The sequence below is a fragment of the Paenibacillus suaedae genome (assembly GCF_032337355.1).
Classification (GTDB): domain Bacteria; phylum Bacillota; class Bacilli; order Paenibacillales; family Paenibacillaceae; genus Paenibacillus_B; species Paenibacillus_B suaedae.
In genome coordinates this window covers 265,288-285,791 of record NZ_JAVYAA010000008.1, presented here as the reverse complement: position 1 = coordinate 285,791, position 20,504 = coordinate 265,288, and the positions used below count along the sequence as shown (strand labels likewise).

The 20,504-nt window shown below is 49.2% G+C and carries 17 protein-coding genes and 1 other annotated feature; of the genes, 2 read left to right on the top strand and 15 right to left on the bottom strand.

Annotation, left to right across the window (positions count from 1 at the left end; all coding sequences use genetic code 11):
- Positions 1 to 73 precede the first annotated feature (73 nt).
- Complete coding sequence (locus tag RQP50_RS26175) at positions 74 to 2,710, bottom strand: valine--tRNA ligase (RefSeq protein WP_175560807.1); 2,637 nt, start codon at positions 2,708 to 2,710, stop codon at positions 74 to 76.
- 190 nt (positions 2,711 to 2,900) lie between these two features.
- Positions 2,901 to 3,193, bottom strand: a binding site (T-box leader).
- Between the two features lie 164 nt (positions 3,194 to 3,357).
- On the opposite strand from RQP50_RS26175, the gene RQP50_RS26170 reads away from it, so the two are divergent.
- On the top strand, positions 3,358 to 3,522 hold the full coding sequence (locus RQP50_RS26170; protein WP_162833933.1) for a hypothetical protein: 165 nt from the start codon (positions 3,358 to 3,360) through the stop codon (positions 3,520 to 3,522).
- Between the two features lie 99 nt (positions 3,523 to 3,621).
- Here the strand turns inward: RQP50_RS26170 and RQP50_RS26165 are convergent, their stop codons facing one another.
- The 3 genes from RQP50_RS26165 to hemL all read right to left on the bottom strand — a co-directional run bounded on the left by RQP50_RS26165 (position 3,622) and on the right by hemL (position 7,673).
- On the bottom strand, positions 3,622 to 5,205 hold the full coding sequence (locus RQP50_RS26165; protein WP_315747177.1) for a LysM peptidoglycan-binding domain-containing protein: 1,584 nt from the start codon (positions 5,203 to 5,205) through the stop codon (positions 3,622 to 3,624).
- Between the two features lie 143 nt (positions 5,206 to 5,348).
- Positions 5,349 to 6,236, bottom strand: a complete 888-nt coding sequence (locus RQP50_RS26160; protein WP_139295429.1) for an RluA family pseudouridine synthase — start codon at positions 6,234 to 6,236, stop codon at positions 5,349 to 5,351.
- Between the two features lie 132 nt (positions 6,237 to 6,368).
- Positions 6,369 to 7,673, bottom strand: a complete 1,305-nt coding sequence (hemL, locus tag RQP50_RS26155; protein WP_072731586.1) for a glutamate-1-semialdehyde 2,1-aminomutase — start codon at positions 7,671 to 7,673, stop codon at positions 6,369 to 6,371.
- A 78-nt stretch (positions 7,674 to 7,751) separates the two neighbouring features.
- On the opposite strand from hemL, the gene RQP50_RS26150 reads away from it, so the two are divergent.
- On the top strand, positions 7,752 to 8,429 hold the full coding sequence (locus RQP50_RS26150; protein WP_021252320.1) for a Crp/Fnr family transcriptional regulator: 678 nt from the start codon (positions 7,752 to 7,754) through the stop codon (positions 8,427 to 8,429).
- A gap of 115 nt (positions 8,430 to 8,544) precedes the next feature.
- On the opposite strand, the gene hemB is transcribed toward RQP50_RS26150, so the two are convergent.
- From hemB to lon, 11 genes are all read right to left on the bottom strand, one after another.
- Positions 8,545 to 9,549 carry a porphobilinogen synthase gene (gene hemB, locus RQP50_RS26145; RefSeq protein WP_072731587.1) on the bottom strand — a complete coding sequence of 335 codons (1,005 nt, stop codon included), beginning with the start codon at positions 9,547 to 9,549 and terminating at the stop codon, positions 8,545 to 8,547.
- Position 9,550: 1 nt separating this feature from the next.
- Entirely contained in the window at positions 9,551 to 11,137 is a 1,587-nt protein-coding gene (gene cobA, locus RQP50_RS26140; RefSeq protein ID WP_315747176.1) for a uroporphyrinogen-III C-methyltransferase, read from the bottom strand.
- Positions 11,138 to 11,142: 5 nt separating this feature from the next.
- Positions 11,143 to 12,075, bottom strand: coding sequence for a hydroxymethylbilane synthase (gene hemC / locus RQP50_RS26135; protein ID WP_315747175.1), 933 nt, complete (start codon positions 12,073 to 12,075; stop codon positions 11,143 to 11,145).
- A 38-nt stretch (positions 12,076 to 12,113) separates the two neighbouring features.
- Positions 12,114 to 12,758 carry a precorrin-2 dehydrogenase/sirohydrochlorin ferrochelatase family protein gene (locus RQP50_RS26130; RefSeq protein ID WP_315747174.1) on the bottom strand — a complete coding sequence of 215 codons (645 nt, stop codon included), beginning with the start codon at positions 12,756 to 12,758 and terminating at the stop codon, positions 12,114 to 12,116.
- Positions 12,759 to 12,761: 3 nt separating this feature from the next.
- Entirely contained in the window at positions 12,762 to 13,589 is an 828-nt protein-coding gene (gene ccsA, locus RQP50_RS26125; protein WP_021252325.1) for a cytochrome c biogenesis protein CcsA, read from the bottom strand.
- A 27-nt stretch (positions 13,590 to 13,616) separates the two neighbouring features.
- Positions 13,617 to 15,002: a glutamyl-tRNA reductase gene (gene hemA, locus RQP50_RS26120; protein WP_315747173.1), complete on the bottom strand. Its 1,386-nt coding sequence runs from the start codon at positions 15,000 to 15,002 to the stop codon at positions 13,617 to 13,619.
- Between the two features lie 196 nt (positions 15,003 to 15,198).
- Positions 15,199 to 15,738 (bottom strand): S-adenosylmethionine decarboxylase, encoded by a 540-nt coding sequence (locus RQP50_RS26115; RefSeq protein WP_072731596.1) that lies wholly within the window; start codon positions 15,736 to 15,738, stop codon positions 15,199 to 15,201.
- Between the two features lie 152 nt (positions 15,739 to 15,890).
- Positions 15,891 to 16,289, bottom strand: coding sequence for an adenosylmethionine decarboxylase (gene speD, locus RQP50_RS26110; protein WP_021252328.1), 399 nt, complete (start codon positions 16,287 to 16,289; stop codon positions 15,891 to 15,893).
- A 338-nt stretch (positions 16,290 to 16,627) separates the two neighbouring features.
- Positions 16,628 to 17,212, bottom strand: coding sequence for a hypothetical protein (locus RQP50_RS26105; protein WP_021252329.1), 585 nt, complete (start codon positions 17,210 to 17,212; stop codon positions 16,628 to 16,630).
- A 157-nt stretch (positions 17,213 to 17,369) separates the two neighbouring features.
- Positions 17,370 to 17,963: a ribosome biogenesis GTP-binding protein YihA/YsxC gene (yihA, locus tag RQP50_RS26100; RefSeq protein WP_021252330.1), complete on the bottom strand. Its 594-nt coding sequence runs from the start codon at positions 17,961 to 17,963 to the stop codon at positions 17,370 to 17,372.
- A 122-nt stretch (positions 17,964 to 18,085) separates the two neighbouring features.
- Positions 18,086 to 20,422, bottom strand: a complete 2,337-nt coding sequence (lon, locus tag RQP50_RS26095) for an endopeptidase La (protein WP_315747172.1) — start codon at positions 20,420 to 20,422, stop codon at positions 18,086 to 18,088.
- Positions 20,423 to 20,504 lie beyond the last annotated feature (82 nt).

Sequence of the window (20,504 nt, the reverse complement as noted above, 5' to 3'; positions counted from 1 at the left end):
ATGTCATTAAACGACCGAACCGGCATGAGACAGCGCTCACGTCCGGATCGGTCGTACATATCGCACAGGTTGATTACGCTTCTTTCAATTCGGTAATACGCGCCAGTACTTTGTCTCTCTTCTCACTGTAATCACGCTGCTTGGCACGCTCTTCATCAATGACCGAAGCAGGCGCCTTCGCGATGAAACCTTGATTAGCAAGCTTCTTATCGACACGCTCCACTTCTTTGTTCAGGTGCTCGACTTCTTTTTGAAGACGTGCAATCTCCTGATCAATGTCAAGAAGGCCAGCGAGCGGCAAGTACAACTCGGCTCCTGTCACAATAGCGGTCATCGCTTTGTTCGGAGCAGCAGCTTCTATGCTTACCTCCAGCTTCGAAGTACCGCAGAAGCGTTCCACGAACTCAAGGTTGTTCGTAATGTTCGCTTCTACCATACGATCAGTCGGCTTCACAATCAATTCTACCTTCTTGCTCATCGGAACGTTCACTTCAGCACGAATATTGCGTACTGCGCGAATCATATCCATAAGAAGTGTCATCTCGCGAACCGCCTCAGGCGCTTCGAATTCAGCACGGTATACTGGCCATTCCGCAAGTGTTACCGTCTCGCCGGAGTGCGGCAGATGCTGCCAAATTTCCTCTGAGATGTACGGCATGAACGGATGGATCATGCGCATTGTACGGTCAAGCACGTAAGCCAGAACGGATTGCGTCTTCTTCTTCGCTTGCTCATTCGAGCCATACAAGCTAAGCTTCGCAAATTCAATATACCAATCGCACAGATCGTCCCAGATGAAGTTATTGAGTACACGGCCTGTTTCGCCGAACTCATAGGCATCCATCAAGCGAGTAATTTCGCGGGCAGTCTCGTTCATACGGTGGAGAATCCAGCGGTCAGCTGTGCCCAATTCGCCTGTGATGTCGATATCCGCATAAGTGAACCCTTCCAAGTTCATCAGAGCGAAACGGGATGCATTCCAAATCTTATTGGCAAAATTGCGAGCCTGTTCTACACGTTCCCAGCGGAAGCGCAAGTCTTGGCCTGGTGTACTGCTCGTCGAAATCATGAAGCGCATTGCATCAGCACCGTACTTCTCGATAACTTCAAGCGGATCGACACCATTCCCAAGCGATTTGGACATTTTCTTACCATCAGCATCACGCACCAAGCCGTGCATCAGCACATCCTTGAACGGAATTTCGTCTGTAAATTCCAACGCCGTAAAGATCATGCGGGATACCCAGAAGTAAATGATGTCATAGCCTGTAACGAGCACATTCGTTGGATAGTAGCGCTTCAGATCTTCTGTCTGTTCTGGCCATCCAAGTGTGGAGAACGGCCACAATGCAGAGCTGAACCATGTATCGAGTACATCTTCATCCTGCTTCAAGTGGTTGCTTCCGCATGACGTACATGCAGCCGCGTCTTCTTCTGCAACATGAATGTGTCCGCAATCCTCACAGTACCATGCAGGGATGCGATGTCCCCACCATAGCTGGCGGGAAATACACCAGTCGCGTACATTCTCAATCCAATGCAAATATGTCTTCTCGAAGCGATCAGGCACAAAATTAACACCTTTGCCAGACTTCTGTGCTTCGATTGCACGCTCCGCGAGCGGCTTCATCTTCACGAACCATTGCGTAGACAAATACGGCTCTACAACTGCGCCGCTGCGCTCGCTGTGACCAACTTGATGCACATGATCTTCAATCTTGATCAGCACGCCTTGTTCTTGCAAATCCTTCACGATCTGCTTGCGGCAATCTGCACGATCAAGCCCTTGATATTGACCAGCCAGCTCGTTCATTTTACCGGACTCATCCATTACCGTAATTTGCGGCAGTTGATGGCGGAGTCCCATTTCGAAGTCATTCGGATCATGGGCTGGCGTAATCTTAACCGCACCACTTCCGAAGTCTTTATCTACATAATCATCAGCAATGACCGGAATCTCTCTGCCAACAATCGGCAGTACCAGCATTTTGCCAATCATATGCTTATAGCGCTCATCCTTAGGGTGTACAGCTACTGCTGTATCGCCAAGCATCGTCTCTGGACGTGTTGTCGCCACAGTGATTGTGCCGCTGCCATCCTTCAGAGGATATTGCAGGTGATAGAGATGCCCCTGCACTTCCTTATATTCAACTTCGATATCAGACAATGCCGTACGTGCTGCCGGATCCCAGTTGATAATATACTTACCGCGGTAGATGAGACCTTTCTCATAGAGCTTCACGAATACTTGGCGAACCGCACGAGACAGACCCTCGTCCAGCGTAAAGCGCTCACGGGAGAAGTCCAATGACAGTCCCATCTTCGCCCATTGCTCACGAATCGTATTCGCATACAACTCTTTCCAATCCCATACACGCTCCAAGAATGCTTCACGCCCAAGATCATAGCGTGTGATTCCTTCTTCGCGCAGCTTCTGCTCTACCTTCGTCTGCGTTGCAATACCTGCATGGTCAGAACCTGGAAGCCACAAAGCATCATATCCTTGCATCCGCTTGAAACGAATCAAAATATCCTGCAATGTAAAGTCAAGTGCATGACCAATATGCAGCATACCCGTAACGTTCGGAGGCGGGATTACGATTGTGAATGGTTCAGCATCCTTGCGTTCACCTGCTTTAAAATACTCGCCTTTCATCCAGAAATCATACCATTTCTGCTCCGCTGCCTTCGGATCATACGTCGTAGGCATAGACAGTTGCTCTTGATTCTCTGCCAAGCAAATCCCTCCGTTACATAATCATGAGTATCTAATCGACAATGTTCAGCCTATATAATCGAAGCAAATCATACTGCTCGATCCATGCATGCTTCTCTAAGCGCATAGCTCGGTATTTGCAAGGACAATTCGCTTACGTAGGCAAATAAAAAAACCTTACGCCGCAAAGGACGAAAGGTTTAGCTTCCGTGGTACCACCTTTATTCCGCTCCCAGTACAGATCCTTACATCTTACAGATCGTGTGAGCGGCACTTCAGTTGCAAATAACGGCTGCGGCCGGCCTATTCTAGCGTATCCGGAACATGATGAACATCGTGTTCATACATTACCGTGACACGTTCAAAAGGGCAACTCCCAGGTGACTTCAGCGCGGGACAATCCTGCAGGCGTTGCACCGTGTCGCTCTGCTCTCTGTAAGGGGCCAATCGCTTACTAATCCTGTTCATAGTCTTTCAATCAGATCTTTATAAAAATAAACAATAACATTTACGATATATTGTACCTTCGCATACCGAGCGAGTCAATAGACGAAGCACAAAAGGATACTAACAAATGCTTTCCCTATTAGTCATATCCTGTTTTTCATTTTTCATAACATGTACTATAGGAGGTGTTTTACATGGAACGGTGGTGGTGTCGTGTTCGAGGTTCCATTAAAGGGGTTCTTTTCCCCATCATTTGCTTGCAATTTGTTCGCACGTTGCTTCTGCCAACAGCATTTGACGTATTTTTGCTATTTGTATTATTCCTCATCTTCATTGGATTTTTGTGGGATGTATATTGAAGCTTGTACTCTTGTACAACTGCATGCAGACACAAAGAAACCCGTCGCTCATTGAGCCATACGGGTTTCTTGCCTATCTATTAGGAAGTGGAGATATCGTTACGAGGTGGGAATATACAGAACTTGCCCTTCGGATATATCCGATTCCGCTAAGCGGTTGTAGAGCGCAATTTCTCTCGAATTCATGCAATAGCGGTCAGCAATTGTATCGAGTGTTTCAGAACGCTGCACAATACACAAGCGCACCTTCTTGAAAGCCCGCTCATCATCAATACGCTGCAGGAATAGCGACTGCCACTTTACTTCCTCACCAGTTGTCTCCTCATTCATTGCTGCTAGCTGCGCTGCCTCTTCTTCCTTCTGGATACGTTCCAGTTCTTGAGACTCCCGCTTCTTCTGCAGCAACGAACTGAATCCAACTGGTTCCGCTGCTTCCGGCTCGCTCGCTTTCGACTTGCCGATTGCAACCTTCATCTCCTGCTTGGCAGCTGCTGGAACATCCTCCGGCTCATTCAATGGAGCAGCTGCTTCAATATCGTCCCGCTCCACTTCCTGATTCGAGGCGAGCGATTCACCTTCACCCTCTGATTGAACAGCTGCATCTACTTCGATGGATTGCACACTTTCCTTTCTCGCAACAGGCTCATTCGTATTTGCTTCATTCGAGAGGGTTGGTGAATGAGACTCCAACTGAGTCATTTTCGCTGCTGGCTCGTGTTCTGCGCTATCCGTAGCAGCACTTGCTCTGCCCGGCGCTCGCCCTGCTTCGCCTTGCCCCTCGGCACTCTGAACCTCTAACCGCTCTTCCTCATCTCGCGTCTCTCTGGCCCACTGAGAACCACTCCATGTGAGCGGAATACGTTCAGATTGGGGAGTATCTCCATCAAATGCATCATGATCGGTTTGTGCAGGCAGCATCCTTTCCCCTTCGACTTCGCGAATCTCCACGTCTTCAGCAGCTCGATCGAAGTTCTCTTCCAACTCTTCTTCTGCCTGATCCTCCATCTGTTCCTCTGCCTGTTCCTCTGCCTGTTCTTCTGTTTGTTCTTCTTGCTCCTGTTCCTCTGAAGCCCTAACAGGACTGAAATCTCTATAATCAGCTTCTGTTTCTACTTTCGATTCAGTCGCAACTTCCGATTCAGTTGCAACTTCCGATTCAATTGCAACTTCTTCAGTCACATGCTCTGCTGATTTCGTGAACGCCGGTGTATATGTACCGTAGTCACGCAGCCACGCTGGCTCTTCCCCATCGTGCTCGAGCTCCGTTTGATGTACAACTGTAAATTGCTCCGGCTCCCAAGCCGCTGGCTCTATGCTTTCCATTGAGATGCCGCGCAGCGATAAAATTCCTGTAATATTTAATGTACGTGTTGATAAAAGGTCTACATCGAAGTGCTCAATATCGACCGAAATATCATCCAAGCTGCGCACCCGATTTAAGGGGAGTGTGATTTCAACAGGGATCCAATGCTCAAGCGAATGACTGCTACGCAGTTCATCAGCACCTACATATGCCCCAGCCAGCAGCAAGCTGCCACGCACTGTCACCTGGTCACCAGCAGGAATGACCTGAATGTGCGGTGTCAACTCCACTTCTTCCAATTGATCAATGCCGACCACTTCGTCGGACAAGTGCACACGTTCATAAATATCAAAGCGCAATCCATATGATTCTTCGTTCACAGACCGCTCCTCCTCCCGCAGTTCATATGCCATCTTCCCTTGTGACCAGCGTACATGCGATATGGCAACGATGTTAAGCTACAGTCGCAAAGTCAGACTCGTATCACTACTTCATCTATATGGGAGGAAAGAGAGGAGCATGACTATATTTTTTGCCGCAAGCGCAACATGTCCTCAGGCCACGGGGCGTCTACAACAATCTGTTCTCCTGACAGCGGATGGATGAAGCGCAAACTCTCCCCATGAAGCGCTTGTCTGCTAATGAGCTTGCCATCGCCCCCATATTGCGTATCTCCCGCAAGCGGATGCCCCTTTGCACTCATATGCACCCGAATTTGATGTGTCCGACCCGTCTCCAGCGTTAGGCGCACGAGGGACAGCTCTGAGCCGGGCTGCAGTGTTTCATAGTGGGTAATCGCAGGAGCTCCGCTATCGCTTACCCGATATTTGCCGCGATGATGACGATCCTTCCCTATTGGCGCATCTACCGTTCCAGAAGCCGGCGTCAGCGTTCCCTGAACAATCGCATGATAGATGCGCTCAATTTTCTTCTCGCGCATCATCTCATCCAGAATCACTTGTGTACACGGCTGCTTCGCATACAGCACCGGCCCGGTTGTATCAACATCTAAGCGATGTATATGCAGCACCTTGGAAGCCTGCCCCGTCCATAGATAGTGGCATGCCACTGCATGGGCAAGACTGTCCCGCCTCTTATCCTGCTCGGGTGTCGTTGGATGAACCGCCATACCTGCAGGCTTATATACAACCAGACAAGCATCATCTTCATATAACACCTCGGCAGGTGCGTCAGCGGGCTCATAAGCATCCGATTCAGCAACAAACCATTTCACACGCAGCCTATCTCCTGCAGTGCGAATATCTCCCGCATGATTCATTCTATGAACGAATTTTTTTGGCAAACGCAGCTCGCTAATCAGCCATGCCAGTGTAGATTGTTCATCTTGAAGCGAAGCTTTGCCGGGCATGAATTCTATCCATTCTCCTTGGCGTCTCCAATATCGTGTCACGACGCATCTCCTCCGTTCCTATCCATTTCAAAGCCCGGCACTCCACTTCTAACGCGGAATCGCCGGGCTCGTATTCGTCCTATTTATGTGTATAGATTGACCATACCATCCTATATTCAAGCCTGCATATACTTAGATTGATTTCTTTAGTGCAGCATAGTTGGCTTGAATTGTAAATTCAATGTCCTCATCGGTATGAGCCGCCGACACAAACATCCCCTCGAATTGCGAAGGCGCTACATTAACCCCTTCATCGAGTAGATGCTTAAAGTACGTACGGAACAGCTCTTGATTGGACGTGCGAGCCGTATCAAAATTCGTTACCGGCTCATTCGTAAAGAATGGGCATACCATCGAGCCAACACGGTTGATTGTACACGGCACTCCCAGTTCTTGCGCATTGCGGATAAAGCCTGCCTCAAGCTTGGCACCCTTACGATCCAGTTCCGCATACACCTCCGGCGTAAGCAAAGACAATGTCGTATAACCGGCAGCCATCGCCAGCGGGTTGCCGCTAAGCGTACCTGCTTGATAGATTGGGCCACTCGGTGCAATTTGCTCCATGTACTCGCGTTTGCCTCCGTATGCACCTACTGGCAGTCCACCACCGATAACCTTGCCGAAGCAAGTCAAGTCCGGTGTGACGCCAAACAACCCTTGCGCACAGCTGTAGCCCACACGGAATCCTGTCATAACCTCATCGAAAATAAGCAGACTTCCATATTGCTCCGTCAAATGCCGCAGGCCTTCCAAGAACCCTTCCTGAGGTGGTACAACCCCCATATTGCCTGCAACCGGCTCTACAATGACACAGGCAATATCTTCGCCATAGCGATCAAAGGCCAGCTTCACTGCTTCCAGATCATTATACGGAACCGCAATCGTATTGCTGGCAACCCCTTCAGGCACCCCCGGGCTGTCTGGTAGTCCCAATGTCGCTACACCCGAACCAGCCTTGATGAGCAGGCTGTCTCCATGACCATGGTAAGAGCCCTCGAATTTCACAATCTTACTCCGCTTTGTAATACCGCGCGCCAATCGGATTGCACTCATCGTCGCTTCCGTTCCGGAATTCACCATACGAACGATGTCTACGGAAGGTACACGCTCACATACCAGTTTCGCCATAGCCGTCTCGATCTCCGTAGGCGCACCGAAGCTTGTACCCTTCGCAGCCGTCTCTTGGATCGCACGCACAACTTCGGGATGCGCATGACCCATAATTAGCGGTCCCCATGAGCATACATAATCTACGAATACATTGCCATCGATATCATACAGCCGGGATCCTTCCGCCCGTTCAATATAAGCGGGTGTCAGACCGACGGATTTGAATGCGCGTACAGGGCTGTTCACACCGCCAGGTATGTATTTCTTTGCTTCTGCAAATGCTGCCTGCGAACGTGTGTCTACACGGCCAGATTTTTTTTCAGACATGTTGGTTGCTCCTTCTTATTTATTCCTCTGTTCTATGTTACACTAATAAAAAATCGGCTTGGCAAAGAGGGGAAAGTCATGATTGAATTGCTCAAACGCGTCCCACTGTTCTCTGATTTGACTGATGAACAGCTGGAAATCGTATCGTCCATCACATCCCGCCGGGAGTATGCCCCACATACGATCTTGTTCCAGCAGGGAGATCCAGGGCACACATTCTGCATCGTATTTCGCGGTGCCGTCAAAGTATACACATCCAACAAGAAAGGCCAGCAGAAGATCCTCTCTGTCTTTCAGAGCGGCGACAACTTCGGCGAACTTGCGCTTATTGATGGCAAGCCGCGTTCTGCAACAGCAGAGACATTAGAGGATACGGTTCTCTTTACCGTCACATCCGAGAGCTTCCACTTACTGCTGCGCGCCCACTACGATATTGCGAAGCAGGTTATGATTCAACTATGCGGTCGACTGCGCTCGACGAACGGATATGTCTATGACTTAACGTTCTTAGATGCACCAAGCCGCATCGTAAAGAACATCGTTCGCATCGCTCAGCAGCAAGGCGAGCGCCGCGGAGATAAAATCTACATCCGTGCCGCCTTCGACGCTGATGCCATGTCAGGTCTTGCTGGCGTACATCGGAACGTATTAGAACAAGTGATTCGTGATCTCGAGCATCAGCGTATCCTGACGCTGCAGCCGACCGAATACACGCTGGACGTATCCCGACTATTCCAGAGTCCTTACGTTAGCTAGCTCCATACATCGGGTAGACAAGCTCCCCGTCGGCACATTCAACGACCTTTGCCACGGGGAGTTTGCTATTTATACAGAAGTCGCTTCTTTTAATCAAGCCCCACTGCAACAATTGTTACGCTCGCTCAGACAGCCAACGTGCAGCATCCTTCGCATGATACGTAATAATCATATCTGTTCCCGCGCGCTTCAGACCAAGCAGCAGTTCGCTCACAATAGCACGTTCATCAACCCATCCAAGCTTGCTCGCTGCCTTCACCATGGAATACTCGCCGCTCACATTGTAAGCCACTAGCGGCAAATCGAATTGATCCTTCATCACACGGATAACATCCATGTATGCCATGGCTGGCTTCACCATAAGCATGTCCGCGCCTTCCAGAACGTCCTCTTCTGCTTCACGAATTGCTTCGCGCACATTGGCAGGATCCATCTGATAAGTCTTGCGATCACCGAATTGAGGCGCGGAATGAGCCGCATCTCGGAATGGACCATAGAATGCCGATGCATACTTCACCGAATAGGACATGATTGGCACATCATGATAACCTGCCTCATCAAGACCTGCACGAATCGCATGCACGAATCCATCCATCATATTGGATGGCGCTATAATATCAGCCCCCGCTTCTGCTTGAGACACCGCCGTACGCACTAAGTACTCGAGCGACTCGTCATTATCAATCTCGCCTACCTCGCATCCATTCACTTCATGCACATGAACCATTCCACAATGCCCATGATCGGTATATTGGCATAGACATGTATCCGCAATAATAAGCAGGTCAGGGTGAGCCGCCTTAATTCGTCTTGTCGCTTGTTGGACGATTCCATCCGTGGCGAATGCAGAGCTTCCGACAGCATCCTTCGAAGCTGGGACACCAAACAGCACAATAGCTGGTATACCCAATTGAACAATTTCGTCTATTTCTTCATCCATACGGTCAAGGGAGAAATGATAAACTCCCGGCATGGAGCTAATCTCTTCCTTAATCCCTGTACCATGCGTCACAAATATAGGCATAATTAAGTCATTGACTGTCAATACAGTCTCGCGAACCATATTGCGGAGAGCTGCCGTCTTCCGTAGGCGGCGTAATCTTGTAGTTGGAAATACCATGTTAGCAACCTCCTTGAATGTGTATATGCGCCTTGTCAGCACTGCTAAGTCTGCACATCTCGTCCACCATACTGCTAATGGTAGATCGTTCTGCGACTGCAGCAACCTGCAAGCCTGCATCACGCGCCGTGCGCGCTGTAATCTCCCCGATGCACACCACTTGAGCGCCACCAAGCTTCGCTACAGGGTCAGGAACCCCCATGCGTTCGAGTGCGGCGATCAGGTTCGTAACCGTCGAGGAACTTGTAAACGTAATCAGATGAATCGCGTTCTCTTCCAGCAATTCCACTAAATAAGGATCATCGTACTCAGGCAGCACAGTCTCGTACAAATCGACCTCATCCACAAGCAGGCCATGCTGCTGCAGCATCTCCTTCAGCCAAGGGCGCGCCAGATCACCCCGTGCAAGAAGCACGCGCTCTTCTGGCGAGATTAATGGACGAATGGCATCCCATACCCCTTCTTGGCTATACTGAGCAGCAGATACATCTGGCTGCACTCCATATTCGCGAAGCGCTTCAGCAGTCTTGGGGCCTACCGTTACGATTCGTACATTCGCCCATTGGCGAATATCCTGCCCTTGCTCCTGCAAGTGTTGGAACCAATACTTGACGCCATTCACACTCGTCAGAACTAGCCATTGATATTGCTGTGCATGGATAAAAGCCTGATGAATCGCTTGCTGTTTCCCAAGAGAGACGGGCGCCCGCATCTCAATGACGGGATATTCATACGTCTCCCCTCCAAGCTGCTCAATGGGCTTAACAAGCTCGCTAGCCTGCGAACGGCTCCTCGTGACAAGTACTCTCTTACCGAACAGCGGTCGCTCCTCTGCCCAAGCTAGCTGTTCTCGCAGCTTCACAACATCCCCCACGACAATGACTGCCGGCGACTCGAAGCGAGCACGCTCTGCTTCATTCGCGATCGTCGCTAGAGTCCCTACGAGCGTGCGCTGCTCAACTCTTGTTCCCCAGCGCACTAATGCAACAGGTGTATCCGCTGCCCGCCCATGACTCATCAATCGTTCGGCTATTACACGCAGCTTGCCGATACCCATAAGGAACAGCAAAGTTCCAGCAGATTGGGTCATCTGCTCCCACGCGATGAACTCATCCAGCTTGTCCGGGTTCTCATGTCCAGTCACTACACAAAAGGAAGACGCGTAGTCCCTGTGAGTCACAGGGATGCCCGCATACGCAGGAACCGCAACAGCAGAGGTGACTCCCGGAACGATCTCATACGGAACTCCATGCTGCTTCAGCACAGCTGCTTCTTCTCCCACTCTGCCGAACACACAAGGATCGCCCCCCTTTAAGCGAACGACCCTGTTTCCTTCCTGTGCTAGATCAGCAAGCAGTTGGTTAATATCCGCCTGCTTCATCGCATGTCGATCAGGCAGCTTGCCCACATAGATCTTACGAGCGCCCTGCTTCATATATCTGAGCAATTGAGGGCTAGAGAGACGATCATAGACAACAACATCTGCTTCCTGCAGACAATTCAAGCCTTTGACCGTTATCAACCCTACGTCACCTGGCCCTGCGCCTACCAGATAGACAATACCTATTTCAGAGGAATGCCGTTCCATTCATATCAGCCCCTTAATTGGGATAGCATTTGTTCCGCTCCTCGGTCCAGCAGACGCTCTGCAACTGCAATACCAAGTTCCTCTGGTTGACCGCCTTCCATTGTGTCACTCAAAATCGTATTCTCTTCCGCCGATCCGACAAGACCAGTTAAGCGTATCGTGTCATCTGCGTTATGAAGCTCTGCATACGCTCCGATCGGCACTTGGCACCCGCCATTCAAGCGGCCTAAAAATGCCCGCTCCGCCTGAACGGTACGAGCAGTATCTACATCGTGATAACGCGCAAGCAGCGACAGTACTTCCTCATCATCTGCACGGCATTCAATCCCCAATGCCCCTTGCCCTACCGCTGGGAGACACAGTTCTGTCGGCAAATAGGATGTGATACGATCCTGCCATCCCATCCGATGAAGTCCTGCTGCAGCAAGAACGATTGCATCGAATCCTTCCGTCTCTAGCTTCTTCAATCGTGTATCAATATTGCCGCGCAATGGCTCGATCTGCAAATCCGGTCTATGCGCCTGCAATTGACAAGATCTGCGCAAGCTGCTCGTGCCTACCTTCGCACCTACGGGCAAATCCTCAATCGAGGTGCCAGACTTCATAATCAAGCAATCTCTTGGATCTTCCCGCTTGGGCACAGCGCCAACCGTCAGTCCATCCTGAAGTTCCCAAGGCATGTCCTTCATGCTATGAACCGCGATATCCACTTCCTTATCCATTAACGCTTGTTCAATCTCCTTCACGAATAACCCTTTGCCGCCTACCTTGGACAAGGTGACGTCCAGGATGCGATCTCCTTTCGTTACGATCTTCTTAATTTCGAATCGGAACGGAAGGTTGTTCTCTTTGCAAATGGTCTCCAACGCCGCAATCACATGCCCGGTCTGCGTCAAAGCCAAAGCGCTCTGCCTTGTCCCAACAATGATAGTACGCATCTAGTTGCCCCTCCTGCTTGCCTAAATTATTCATTCATTTATTGATATTGGGCGAGCCACGCCATGACCCAGTCCTCCCATTTGGGGAGTGTGACATTACATTCATAGGCCCGCCAGCATTCTTCTGCATAGTGCCGCATTGCTCGCTGGCGATCTACCGTGTCTGGCAGCACATCATGCGAAACCTTGCGTGCGTGCAGCAGCATCTCCGCTACTTGCGCCAACTCATCATCCATTAACTTGGACAGCTTGGCTAATATGCTTCTCGTCAAGGTTGGACTAGCGCCGCCAGTCGATACAGCGAGATGGACATCTCCGTGCTGCACCGTCCCAGGATTGGCGAAGTCACTCTGTTCCGGACTATGAGCAATATTGATGAGCGCCCCATAGCGCCTTGCTTCCTCAGCTACTCGCTCATTCACTTCACAGTGATCTGTCGCAGCAAACACAAGCAGCGCTCCAATGGCGTCCCCCTCTTCATACTCTCTTGCGATATGAACAATGCTACCTTCATGGACAAAGTGCCAAAGCTCTGCAGTCAATACGGGACTGACCACCTTTACTTCAGCACCACTCGCCAGCAAGTGACGAACCTTGCGCGCAGCTACCTTGCCGCCGCCAATCACCGTACATGGCTTGCCAACAAGCTTCAGCATAATCGGATACAGAGGGGAATCTCCCATTCGCTACACTCCAATCCAGCGATGAAATGTCGACAATGAATTCAATGCGAAATTGAGCATCATTACCGCATAACACCCTAAATTCAACAAAGAAAGTCGAAATCCTGTTGAATCATTACGCGAGCGTTTCACAATATAAGAGCCATAGAATAAAAGCGCTAATAACGTAAACCATATCTTAAAATCAATCAGCAATTCCGTACGATTGTCGAGCAGAATAGCCCCAACTGCTACGGCAAGCGACAGTAAAATCATCGGAATGCCAATTACGACAGCTAGAAACGAAAAGCGTTCAATTCGTTCAAGACTAGGCAAGCGCCGCACCGCGTCAGACCATTGCTTAGCCTTCAACTTATGATGGAGAAATACATACATGCCCGCGAATACGGCACTAATCGTTAAGGCTGCGAAACCAAAGGCTACAAGCGAGATATGGAAAGAGAGCAAATTACGCATCATCTCCCATTCCTTCATCGATGCAGGCATTGTCGGGTCGTTAAGCATGTTCACGAGCAATAAGGCAAACCCAATAAGATTGACGAAAAAAACGATAAATTCGATATGAAAGAACCTGCTAATGACAATGGATACGGTCACGAGGAACCATGAAAACAAAAACATAAATTCAAAACTACTAAAAACGGGCACATCCTGATGCCTCACCATTCTTACAATCAAGAAGATCGTCTGAAGTACCCATACAAAAGTAAGAAGCCCTGCACCCATCCGCTTCGCTTTCCGATTGACTCCTACCACATCGGAAAAATAAAACAGAAGGCTCAGGGCGTATGTGTAGATAATCGCATCGTAAATCCAACTATTCGTAACCATCGATGCCTGCCGCCTCCTGTTCTTCCTCTACCATGTGACGGCTGCCCAAGACAGCACAGACTTCCCCCGCTCGGGTTCCGTATTTCGATTCACGGTGACTTGGGATGAGGGCTGTTCCTTGCCTCGCTCCTCCTTGCCACCCGCTTCTGGCTGCTCCAGTGCGAAAATTTGCGAAAATAACCGCAATGCCTCGTCCCCATTTTTCTCAGCGGCGAGCTCTTTAATTTGATTAATTGGGTCGTGCATCATTTGGTTCAACATGCTCTTCGTCAGACGGCGTATCAATTTTTCTTCCCGTTCAGACAGCTCGGGAAGTTTATTGAACAAGCTTTGCAGCGTATCCTGGTGGATGCGTTCTGCTTTGGACTGTAAAGATCGAATCATCGGAGTTACACCCAGCATTTTGAGCCAATGACGATGCTCCTCGAGTTCATCTGCGATAAAAGCTTCGATCTTCGCCGCTTCCTTGCGGCGACGTGCCAGATTGCTCTCCACAATACCTTGCAGATCATCGATATCATATAAGAATACATTCGACACGTCACTAATCGCCGGATCCAAGTCACGCGGCACGGCAATGTCAATGAAGAACAGCGACCGAGATTTGCGTCTGCTCATCGCCCGCTTCACATCATCCGCTGTCAGTACATATTCCTTCGAACCCGTTGAGCTAATCACAATATCAGCCTCAGCCAGCATCTGTTCGGCCGCATCAAGCGTACCTGCCCGACCGTTAAACTGCTTCGCCAGCTCTTCCGCACGAGATAGGGTACGGTTTGCTACCATTACCTCCGCAGCCCCGTTGGCATATAAATGCTTCACAGTCAGCTCGCTCATTTTGCCTGCGCCTAGAATGAGTACCTTCTTTCCTTGGAACGATCCGAATATTCGCTTGCCAAGCTCCACTGCGGCATAGCTGACCGATACCGCATTTTCGTTAATGCTTGTTTCGGCATGTGCTCTCTTCGCGAGTGTTATCGCCTGCTTAAATACGGTATTCAGCCACGTCCCGGTTACACCTTCATTTTGCGCGAACAAGAAGGCATTACGGATTTGGCCTAAAATTTGCGTTTCGCCGATGACCATGGAATCCAAGCCGCAACTGACCCGGAACAAATGCTCGACAGCCTGATCATCTTCATATATATAGAGGTACGGTGTAAATTGCTGTCTGGAAATGCCGAACCACGTCTCCATAAAGCTGCGGATGAAGTGACCGCACATGTGCAATCTGTCGACAACCACATACAGTTCTGTGCGATTGCATGTCGACACCATCACGCATTCGAGCACGCTCTTCGTCTGTCTCAATTGTCTCAGCGCCTCTTGCCAATCACTTTCGGGCACTGCAAACTTCTCCCGAATTTCTACGGGCGCCGTACGATAGTTCATGCCGACGACGATGATGTGCATTCATTTCACCTGCTTTTCAAAATTTAGTACATTCTCAGATGATAATCATTATAACATAGATCAACAAGAACATTCGTTCGTAATTTGAAAATATTATGAAATGCATGTCAAATTTTAGTTTGTACGGGCTAACTGCACCTTATACTATCATTGCAACGCCCCAATGTCATTCTTTTTTTATGTACTTTTTGCCAGTTCACTTCGGTGTAAAATAAGATTCCAGCACTTCCTTCAAATCCTTGTCTGCGCTAACCAGTTCTTCACGCTTGGATGCGATCCATCCCCCGCTGCTGTTATAGACGAGTGCATAGCTGTCATAGAGTCGGGTCATTGCCTCGGCGCTCATGCTGATCATCTCTTTTTCACTGTCCGTTAATGGGCGATCGCCATTTAACTGCATCAATGTGATGGTTTCTACAACCTTATTCAGGCTAGGCAGCTCTGGCAGCTGCTTCTTCCCAACCGCACGAACCAGTCTTTCATGTGCAAATGCTGCTGAATAAGCAACAAGCTTCAATTTTTGAAGCGGTTCTGTCGAGTCATACCGCGCTGCTTCCTGCAATGATCCTTTTAACAGGTTCGTTTGAAATTGAGCTACTTCGTACAGCATTTTAAGCGGGTCGGACGCTTCTGCCTTCGGTGACAATAAGTTGTACACTTGAATGGAAGGCCATATTAGCAGCATGAACAACACAACCATCCATACGATACCGCCTCGAAATCGTCTAGGTCTCATCAGCATTCACCTACTATATATGATTATGTATATAGCTTATGGAGCAACAAGTGGACAAATAACCGAGCTATGAGGTTGTCTCTGTATGAGAATAAAAAAAAGCCCGCCCCACCCTGTGCCAAGCACGAGGATGAGCGGGTCTTTATTGTCGTTTATACCAATTCGGATACTTTCATATCCGGAGTAACCACTTGCAATTCGCCTAATCCGCGAATAAGTTTCTTCGCGTACGTTTTCTCCGGTTTCAACACAGAGACCAGGTAATCAATGGCTAGCTGCGGGTCTACTGTTTCTCCGCAAGTGTAACAATCGATTGCTGCAAATCCACGTTCAGGATAAGTGTGGATAGAAAGATGACTTTCTGACAACATAACTAGAACTGTTGCCCCTTGTGGGTCAAACTGTTTAGATTGAACAGACAAGACCGTTGCACCACACGCTTCAGCGGCTTCTACCAGTTGTGCTTCAAGCAATTGAGCATTGTTCAGCAAATCGAAGTCGACTCCCCACGTGTCAACAGCAACATGTCTTCCGAAAGTTGAGTATTCCATCTTTCGGTTCCCCCTTCCTAGGAATAAAATGTTTGAAAAAATAATTTCATCCGCTAGGACCTACGTCATTCACTTCCCGAGGGAAAAATCTCTCGCAACATGCAATGTCCTGAGTGAATCCTGGTTCCTATATTGTTTTCAACGAGATTAAAAATAACATCTTACTCACATAAATGCAACACTTTTTTATCCACTTATCCCCTGACTATTCCATTTTCCCTGTCTACTATATGGCGAAAGCCTCTAATAGGTGTCTAGTACGCCCGCCCAATATTCGCTGCAGAACAAAAAAAGAACTTAAGGCATACGCCTTAAGTTCTTTCATATTCAAGTGCCGCTCAGGCTTCCAAGATGAACAATTGCTTTGCCAATGCTGTTAGCTGCTGATCTACAGCTTGAACCTCATCTGCTGACAGGCTTCGATTGCGCTTATCGAGCAAACTGTTGATGCGCTCCTTAATACTCGCAATTCGTATTTCTACATGTTCGTTACGGTACATGTTATGCAAGTCCTGTACCGTATCCTTATGTTCGAAAATAACGCGAGGCTCTTCCTTCTGCTCTACAATCTTGCGAACAGCCCCATCTGCGTAATAATAAGTGATTGTAAATCCCGCAAAAATCCGATTGACTACCGCTTCGCCACGGAATGTCGCCACAAGCTTATGCATCACTTGTGTCAATTTCGGATGAACCAAGCGGCAAGACGTTACACAGACATACCGATTGCCTTGTTTCTCGAACAGGAATATGATCTCATCACCCTGGCCGTCCTCAAGAACCACCTCTTGATTACCGTTTTCTAATACTTTCACCCGCCCCACAATAGATTGCTTCGCGAGCGATTGCACAAATCGGGTCAATTGAGCTTCCGTTAACTGTAAACTGGCTTTCACATACTCTGTGGCTAACCGCCGAGCCATAAAAACTCTCCTTACCTGTATTCAACATATAATATTTATACATGTTTATTATACTACAGGGAGAATATGAATTCCTGTTCATGAGCCGCCATTTTATGGTGCATTTCGCAAAAAAACGGACTGAGGCCGGAACTACCCCGCTTTTTATCCAACATGCTTACGAATTAACGCTTGCATGCTGATTAATAATGTCCCATAACTCTTCACGGCCTTGTCCTGTCTCCGCGGAGAACATGACAAACGGAGCATCCGATGACAACCCAAGGGTGGTACGAACTTGCTTCACATGCTTCGGAAGATGGTTTCTCGATATTTTATCAGCCTTCGTCGCAACCACACATACCGGGACGCCGTAATGCGTAAGCCAGTCATGCATCATGCAATCGTCTGCTGTAGGCGCATGGCGCAAATCAACAACCAGCAGCACAAGGCGAAGTGTCTCACGCTCTTGGAAGTACGCTTCAATCATGCGTCCCCACGCAGCGCGCTGCGTCTTCGATACCTTGGCATACCCGTATCCCGGCACGTCCACGAAATACATATTGTCATTAATGCGATAGTAGTTCAACTGCTGTGTCTTTCCCGGCTGCGAGCTTGTACGCGCCAAGTTCTTGCGCATAATCATGCGATTGATTAACGATGACTTCCCTACATTCGATCGGCCTGCCAGACCAATCTCCGGGAACCCGTCATCTGGATACTGTGCAGATCCAACAGCACTAATAATAAATTCAGCATTTGTTATTTTCATACGCGATTATCCTCACCTTACATTCTGTTCTGTCTATTGTACAATTGTACACGATTCCCGTCATTTCACAAAAAAAAGAAAAACGGATGCGCTGCACGCGCATCCGTCTTGTTGCTATACCATTATGATGAAGTCGCTTCCAGCAACGCATGCTGCAGCACTTCATCCATATGAGCTACTGGTATAAAGGTCAGCTCCCGCCGTACTGTATCCGGGATATCCGCTAGATCGCGTTCATTGTCATGTGGGAACAGAACCGTCTTGATTCCTGCACGAAGCGCGGCCAGCGACTTCTCTTTCAATCCACCAATCGGGAGTACTCTCCCGCGCAATGTAATCTCACCGGTCATTGCAACATCCTTGGATACATACCGATTAGTGAACGCCGATACAAGTGCCGTCGCAATTGTGATTCCGGCGGAAGGGCCATCCTTCGGAATCGCTCCTTCAGGGACATGGACATGAATATCCAGCTTCTCATGGAAGTCGGGCTCCAATTCCCACTGTGCCGCCTTCGAGCGGATGTAGCTAAATGCAGCCTGTGCGGACTCTTTCATGACATCGCCAAGCTTGCCTGTCAATTGCAGCTTACCGGAGCCAGGAACCACGGTAACCTCAATGTTAAGCGTGTCCCCTCCCGCTTCCGTCCACGCAAGACCTGTCACCGTTCCGATCTGGTCATTTTGTTCTGCCAGACCATAGCGATATCGAGCTACACCTAAATATTCGGATAATTGCTGGGCGTGAATCTGTATGTCTTCCACCTGTTCAGATACAATTCGCTTTGCAGCCTTGCGGCATAGCGCAGCCAATTGCTGTTCCAGTTGGCGAACTCCCGCTTCACGTGTATATTCACGAATTACTTTCAGAAGGCAGTCCTCTTGAACCGTCAGCTGATTCGCCTGCAATCCATGGGCTTCCTTCTGCTTCGGAAGCAGATGCCTGTTCGCGATTTCCAGCTTCTCAAGCTCCGTATATCCAGACAAGGACAGCAGTTCCATCCGATCCAGCAGCGGACGCGGTATATTGTGAACCGCATTGGCAGTTGTCACGAACAGAACCTTGGACAGATCGACCGGGAGCTCAACGAAATGATCACTGAATGCATTATTCTGTTCTGGATCCAATACCTCCAGCAGTGCAGATGCCGGATCCCCACGGAAGTCAGATGCCATCTTGTCGATTTCATCAAGCAGCATTACTGGGTTCATCGTGCCCGCATTTTTGAGCGCCTGAACAATTCGTCCTGGCATTGCACCTACATAGGTACGACGATGACCGCGAATCTCCGCCTCGTCACGCACCCCACCTAACGAGATACGAACAAATTTCCGTTCAAGCGATTTCGCAATTGACCTTGCAAGCGACGTTTTCCCGACACCCGGAGGGCCAACAAGGCATAGAATCGGCCCTTTCATTTCTTTGACTAGCTGCTGTACAGCCAAATATTCAAGGACACGTTCCTTCGGCTTCTCAAGTCCATAATGATCGGCCTCCAGAATGGATTCTGCCTTGCTCAGATCCAGATCATCCTCCGAGAGCTGAGCCCACGGAATCTGAAGCAGCCAATCGATATAGTTTCGAATCACCGAACCTTCTGCGGAAGAAGCCGGCATTTTCTCCAATCGATCGATTTCTTTGCCGATTTTCTCACGAACTTTATCCGGAGCCTCGAGCTCCTTCAATTGGGCACGCAGCTCCTCGGCCTCGCCCGCGCGGCCTTCTTTATCTCCCAATTCCTTCTGGATCGCCTTCATTTGCTCACGCAAATAGTATTCCTTCTGTGTCTTCTCCATCTGCTTCTTCACGCGCTGGCCAATCTTCTTCTCCATCTCCAGCACTTCGCTCTCATTATTGAGCAGCTCAAGCAGCTTATGCAGACGGGCTTTGCTATCCACCGTCTCCAGAAGCGCCTGTTTATCTTTGAGCTTGATGGACAAGTGGCTGGCGATCACATCCGCCATCCGACCCGGTTCTTCGATGTCCGTTACGGAAGCTAGCGTCTCTGGCGACACCTTCTTCGACATTTGCACATAGTTCTCGAACTGGGTCAATGCCATGCGCATGAGCGCTTCTGTCTCTGAAGGATCATCCGACGTCTCTTCATGCAATACATGCACCTGAACCTCATAGAACTCCTCATTAGGCACATATTCAACGATCTCAGCGCGCTCAACACCCTCAACAAGCACACGTATTGTGTTATTAGGCAGACGTAACATTTGACGAACCTTCGCTATCGTGCCTATACGGAAAATATCATCCTGAGAAGGCTCCTCGATGCTGACCTCTGACTGCGTGCACAACAGCAGCAATTGATCTTCTAGCATCGCATGTTCAAGTGCCCGTACCGACTTATCGCGCCCCACATCCAAGTTCAACACCATGCTCGGGTACACGAGCAAGCCTCGTAGCGGGAGCAGAGGCAGGCGGCGGTCTTTGTTCGATTTAAGCCCCATCGTTCGGCACCCCCATGGCTATCATGATCTATCTAGTACATTGCAACCAACATTTTATCAAATGTTCAAGTAAAACACCAAT

What these genes read in the sequence shown, in the direction of transcription:
- RQP50_RS26175 (WP_175560807.1), bottom strand. Translation starts at nt 2,710, where the DNA reads ATGCCTACGACGTATGATCCGAAGGCAGCGGAGCAGAAATGGTATGAT.
- RQP50_RS26170 (WP_162833933.1), top strand. Translation starts at nt 3,358, where the DNA reads ATGGAACGGTGGTGGTGTCGTGTTCGAGGTTCCATTAAAGGGGTTCTT.
- hemL (WP_072731586.1), bottom strand. Translation starts at nt 7,673, where the DNA reads ATGTCTGAAAAAAAATCTGGCCGTGTAGACACACGTTCGCAGGCAGCA.
- RQP50_RS26150 (WP_021252320.1), top strand. Translation starts at nt 7,752, where the DNA reads ATGATTGAATTGCTCAAACGCGTCCCACTGTTCTCTGATTTGACTGAT.
- hemB (WP_072731587.1), bottom strand. Translation starts at nt 9,549, where the DNA reads ATGGTATTTCCAACTACAAGATTACGCCGCCTACGGAAGACGGCAGCT.
- cobA (WP_315747176.1), bottom strand. Translation starts at nt 11,137, where the DNA reads ATGGAACGGCATTCCTCTGAAATAGGTATTGTCTATCTGGTAGGCGCA.
- hemC (WP_315747175.1), bottom strand. Translation starts at nt 12,075, where the DNA reads ATGCGTACTATCATTGTTGGGACAAGGCAGAGCGCTTTGGCTTTGACG.
- RQP50_RS26130 (WP_315747174.1), bottom strand. Translation starts at nt 12,758, where the DNA reads ATGGGAGATTCCCCTCTGTATCCGATTATGCTGAAGCTTGTTGGCAAG.
- ccsA (WP_021252325.1), bottom strand. Translation starts at nt 13,589, where the DNA reads ATGGTTACGAATAGTTGGATTTACGATGCGATTATCTACACATACGCC.
- hemA (WP_315747173.1), bottom strand. Translation starts at nt 15,002, where the DNA reads ATGCACATCATCGTCGTCGGCATGAACTATCGTACGGCGCCCGTAGAA.
- RQP50_RS26115 (WP_072731596.1), bottom strand. Translation starts at nt 15,738, where the DNA reads ATGAGACCTAGACGATTTCGAGGCGGTATCGTATGGATGGTTGTGTTG.
- speD (WP_021252328.1), bottom strand. Translation starts at nt 16,289, where the DNA reads ATGGAATACTCAACTTTCGGAAGACATGTTGCTGTTGACACGTGGGGA.
- RQP50_RS26105 (WP_021252329.1), bottom strand. Translation starts at nt 17,212, where the DNA reads ATGGCTCGGCGGTTAGCCACAGAGTATGTGAAAGCCAGTTTACAGTTA.
- yihA (WP_021252330.1), bottom strand. Translation starts at nt 17,963, where the DNA reads ATGAAAATAACAAATGCTGAATTTATTATTAGTGCTGTTGGATCTGCA.
- lon (WP_315747172.1), bottom strand. Translation starts at nt 20,422, where the DNA reads ATGGGGCTTAAATCGAACAAAGACCGCCGCCTGCCTCTGCTCCCGCTA.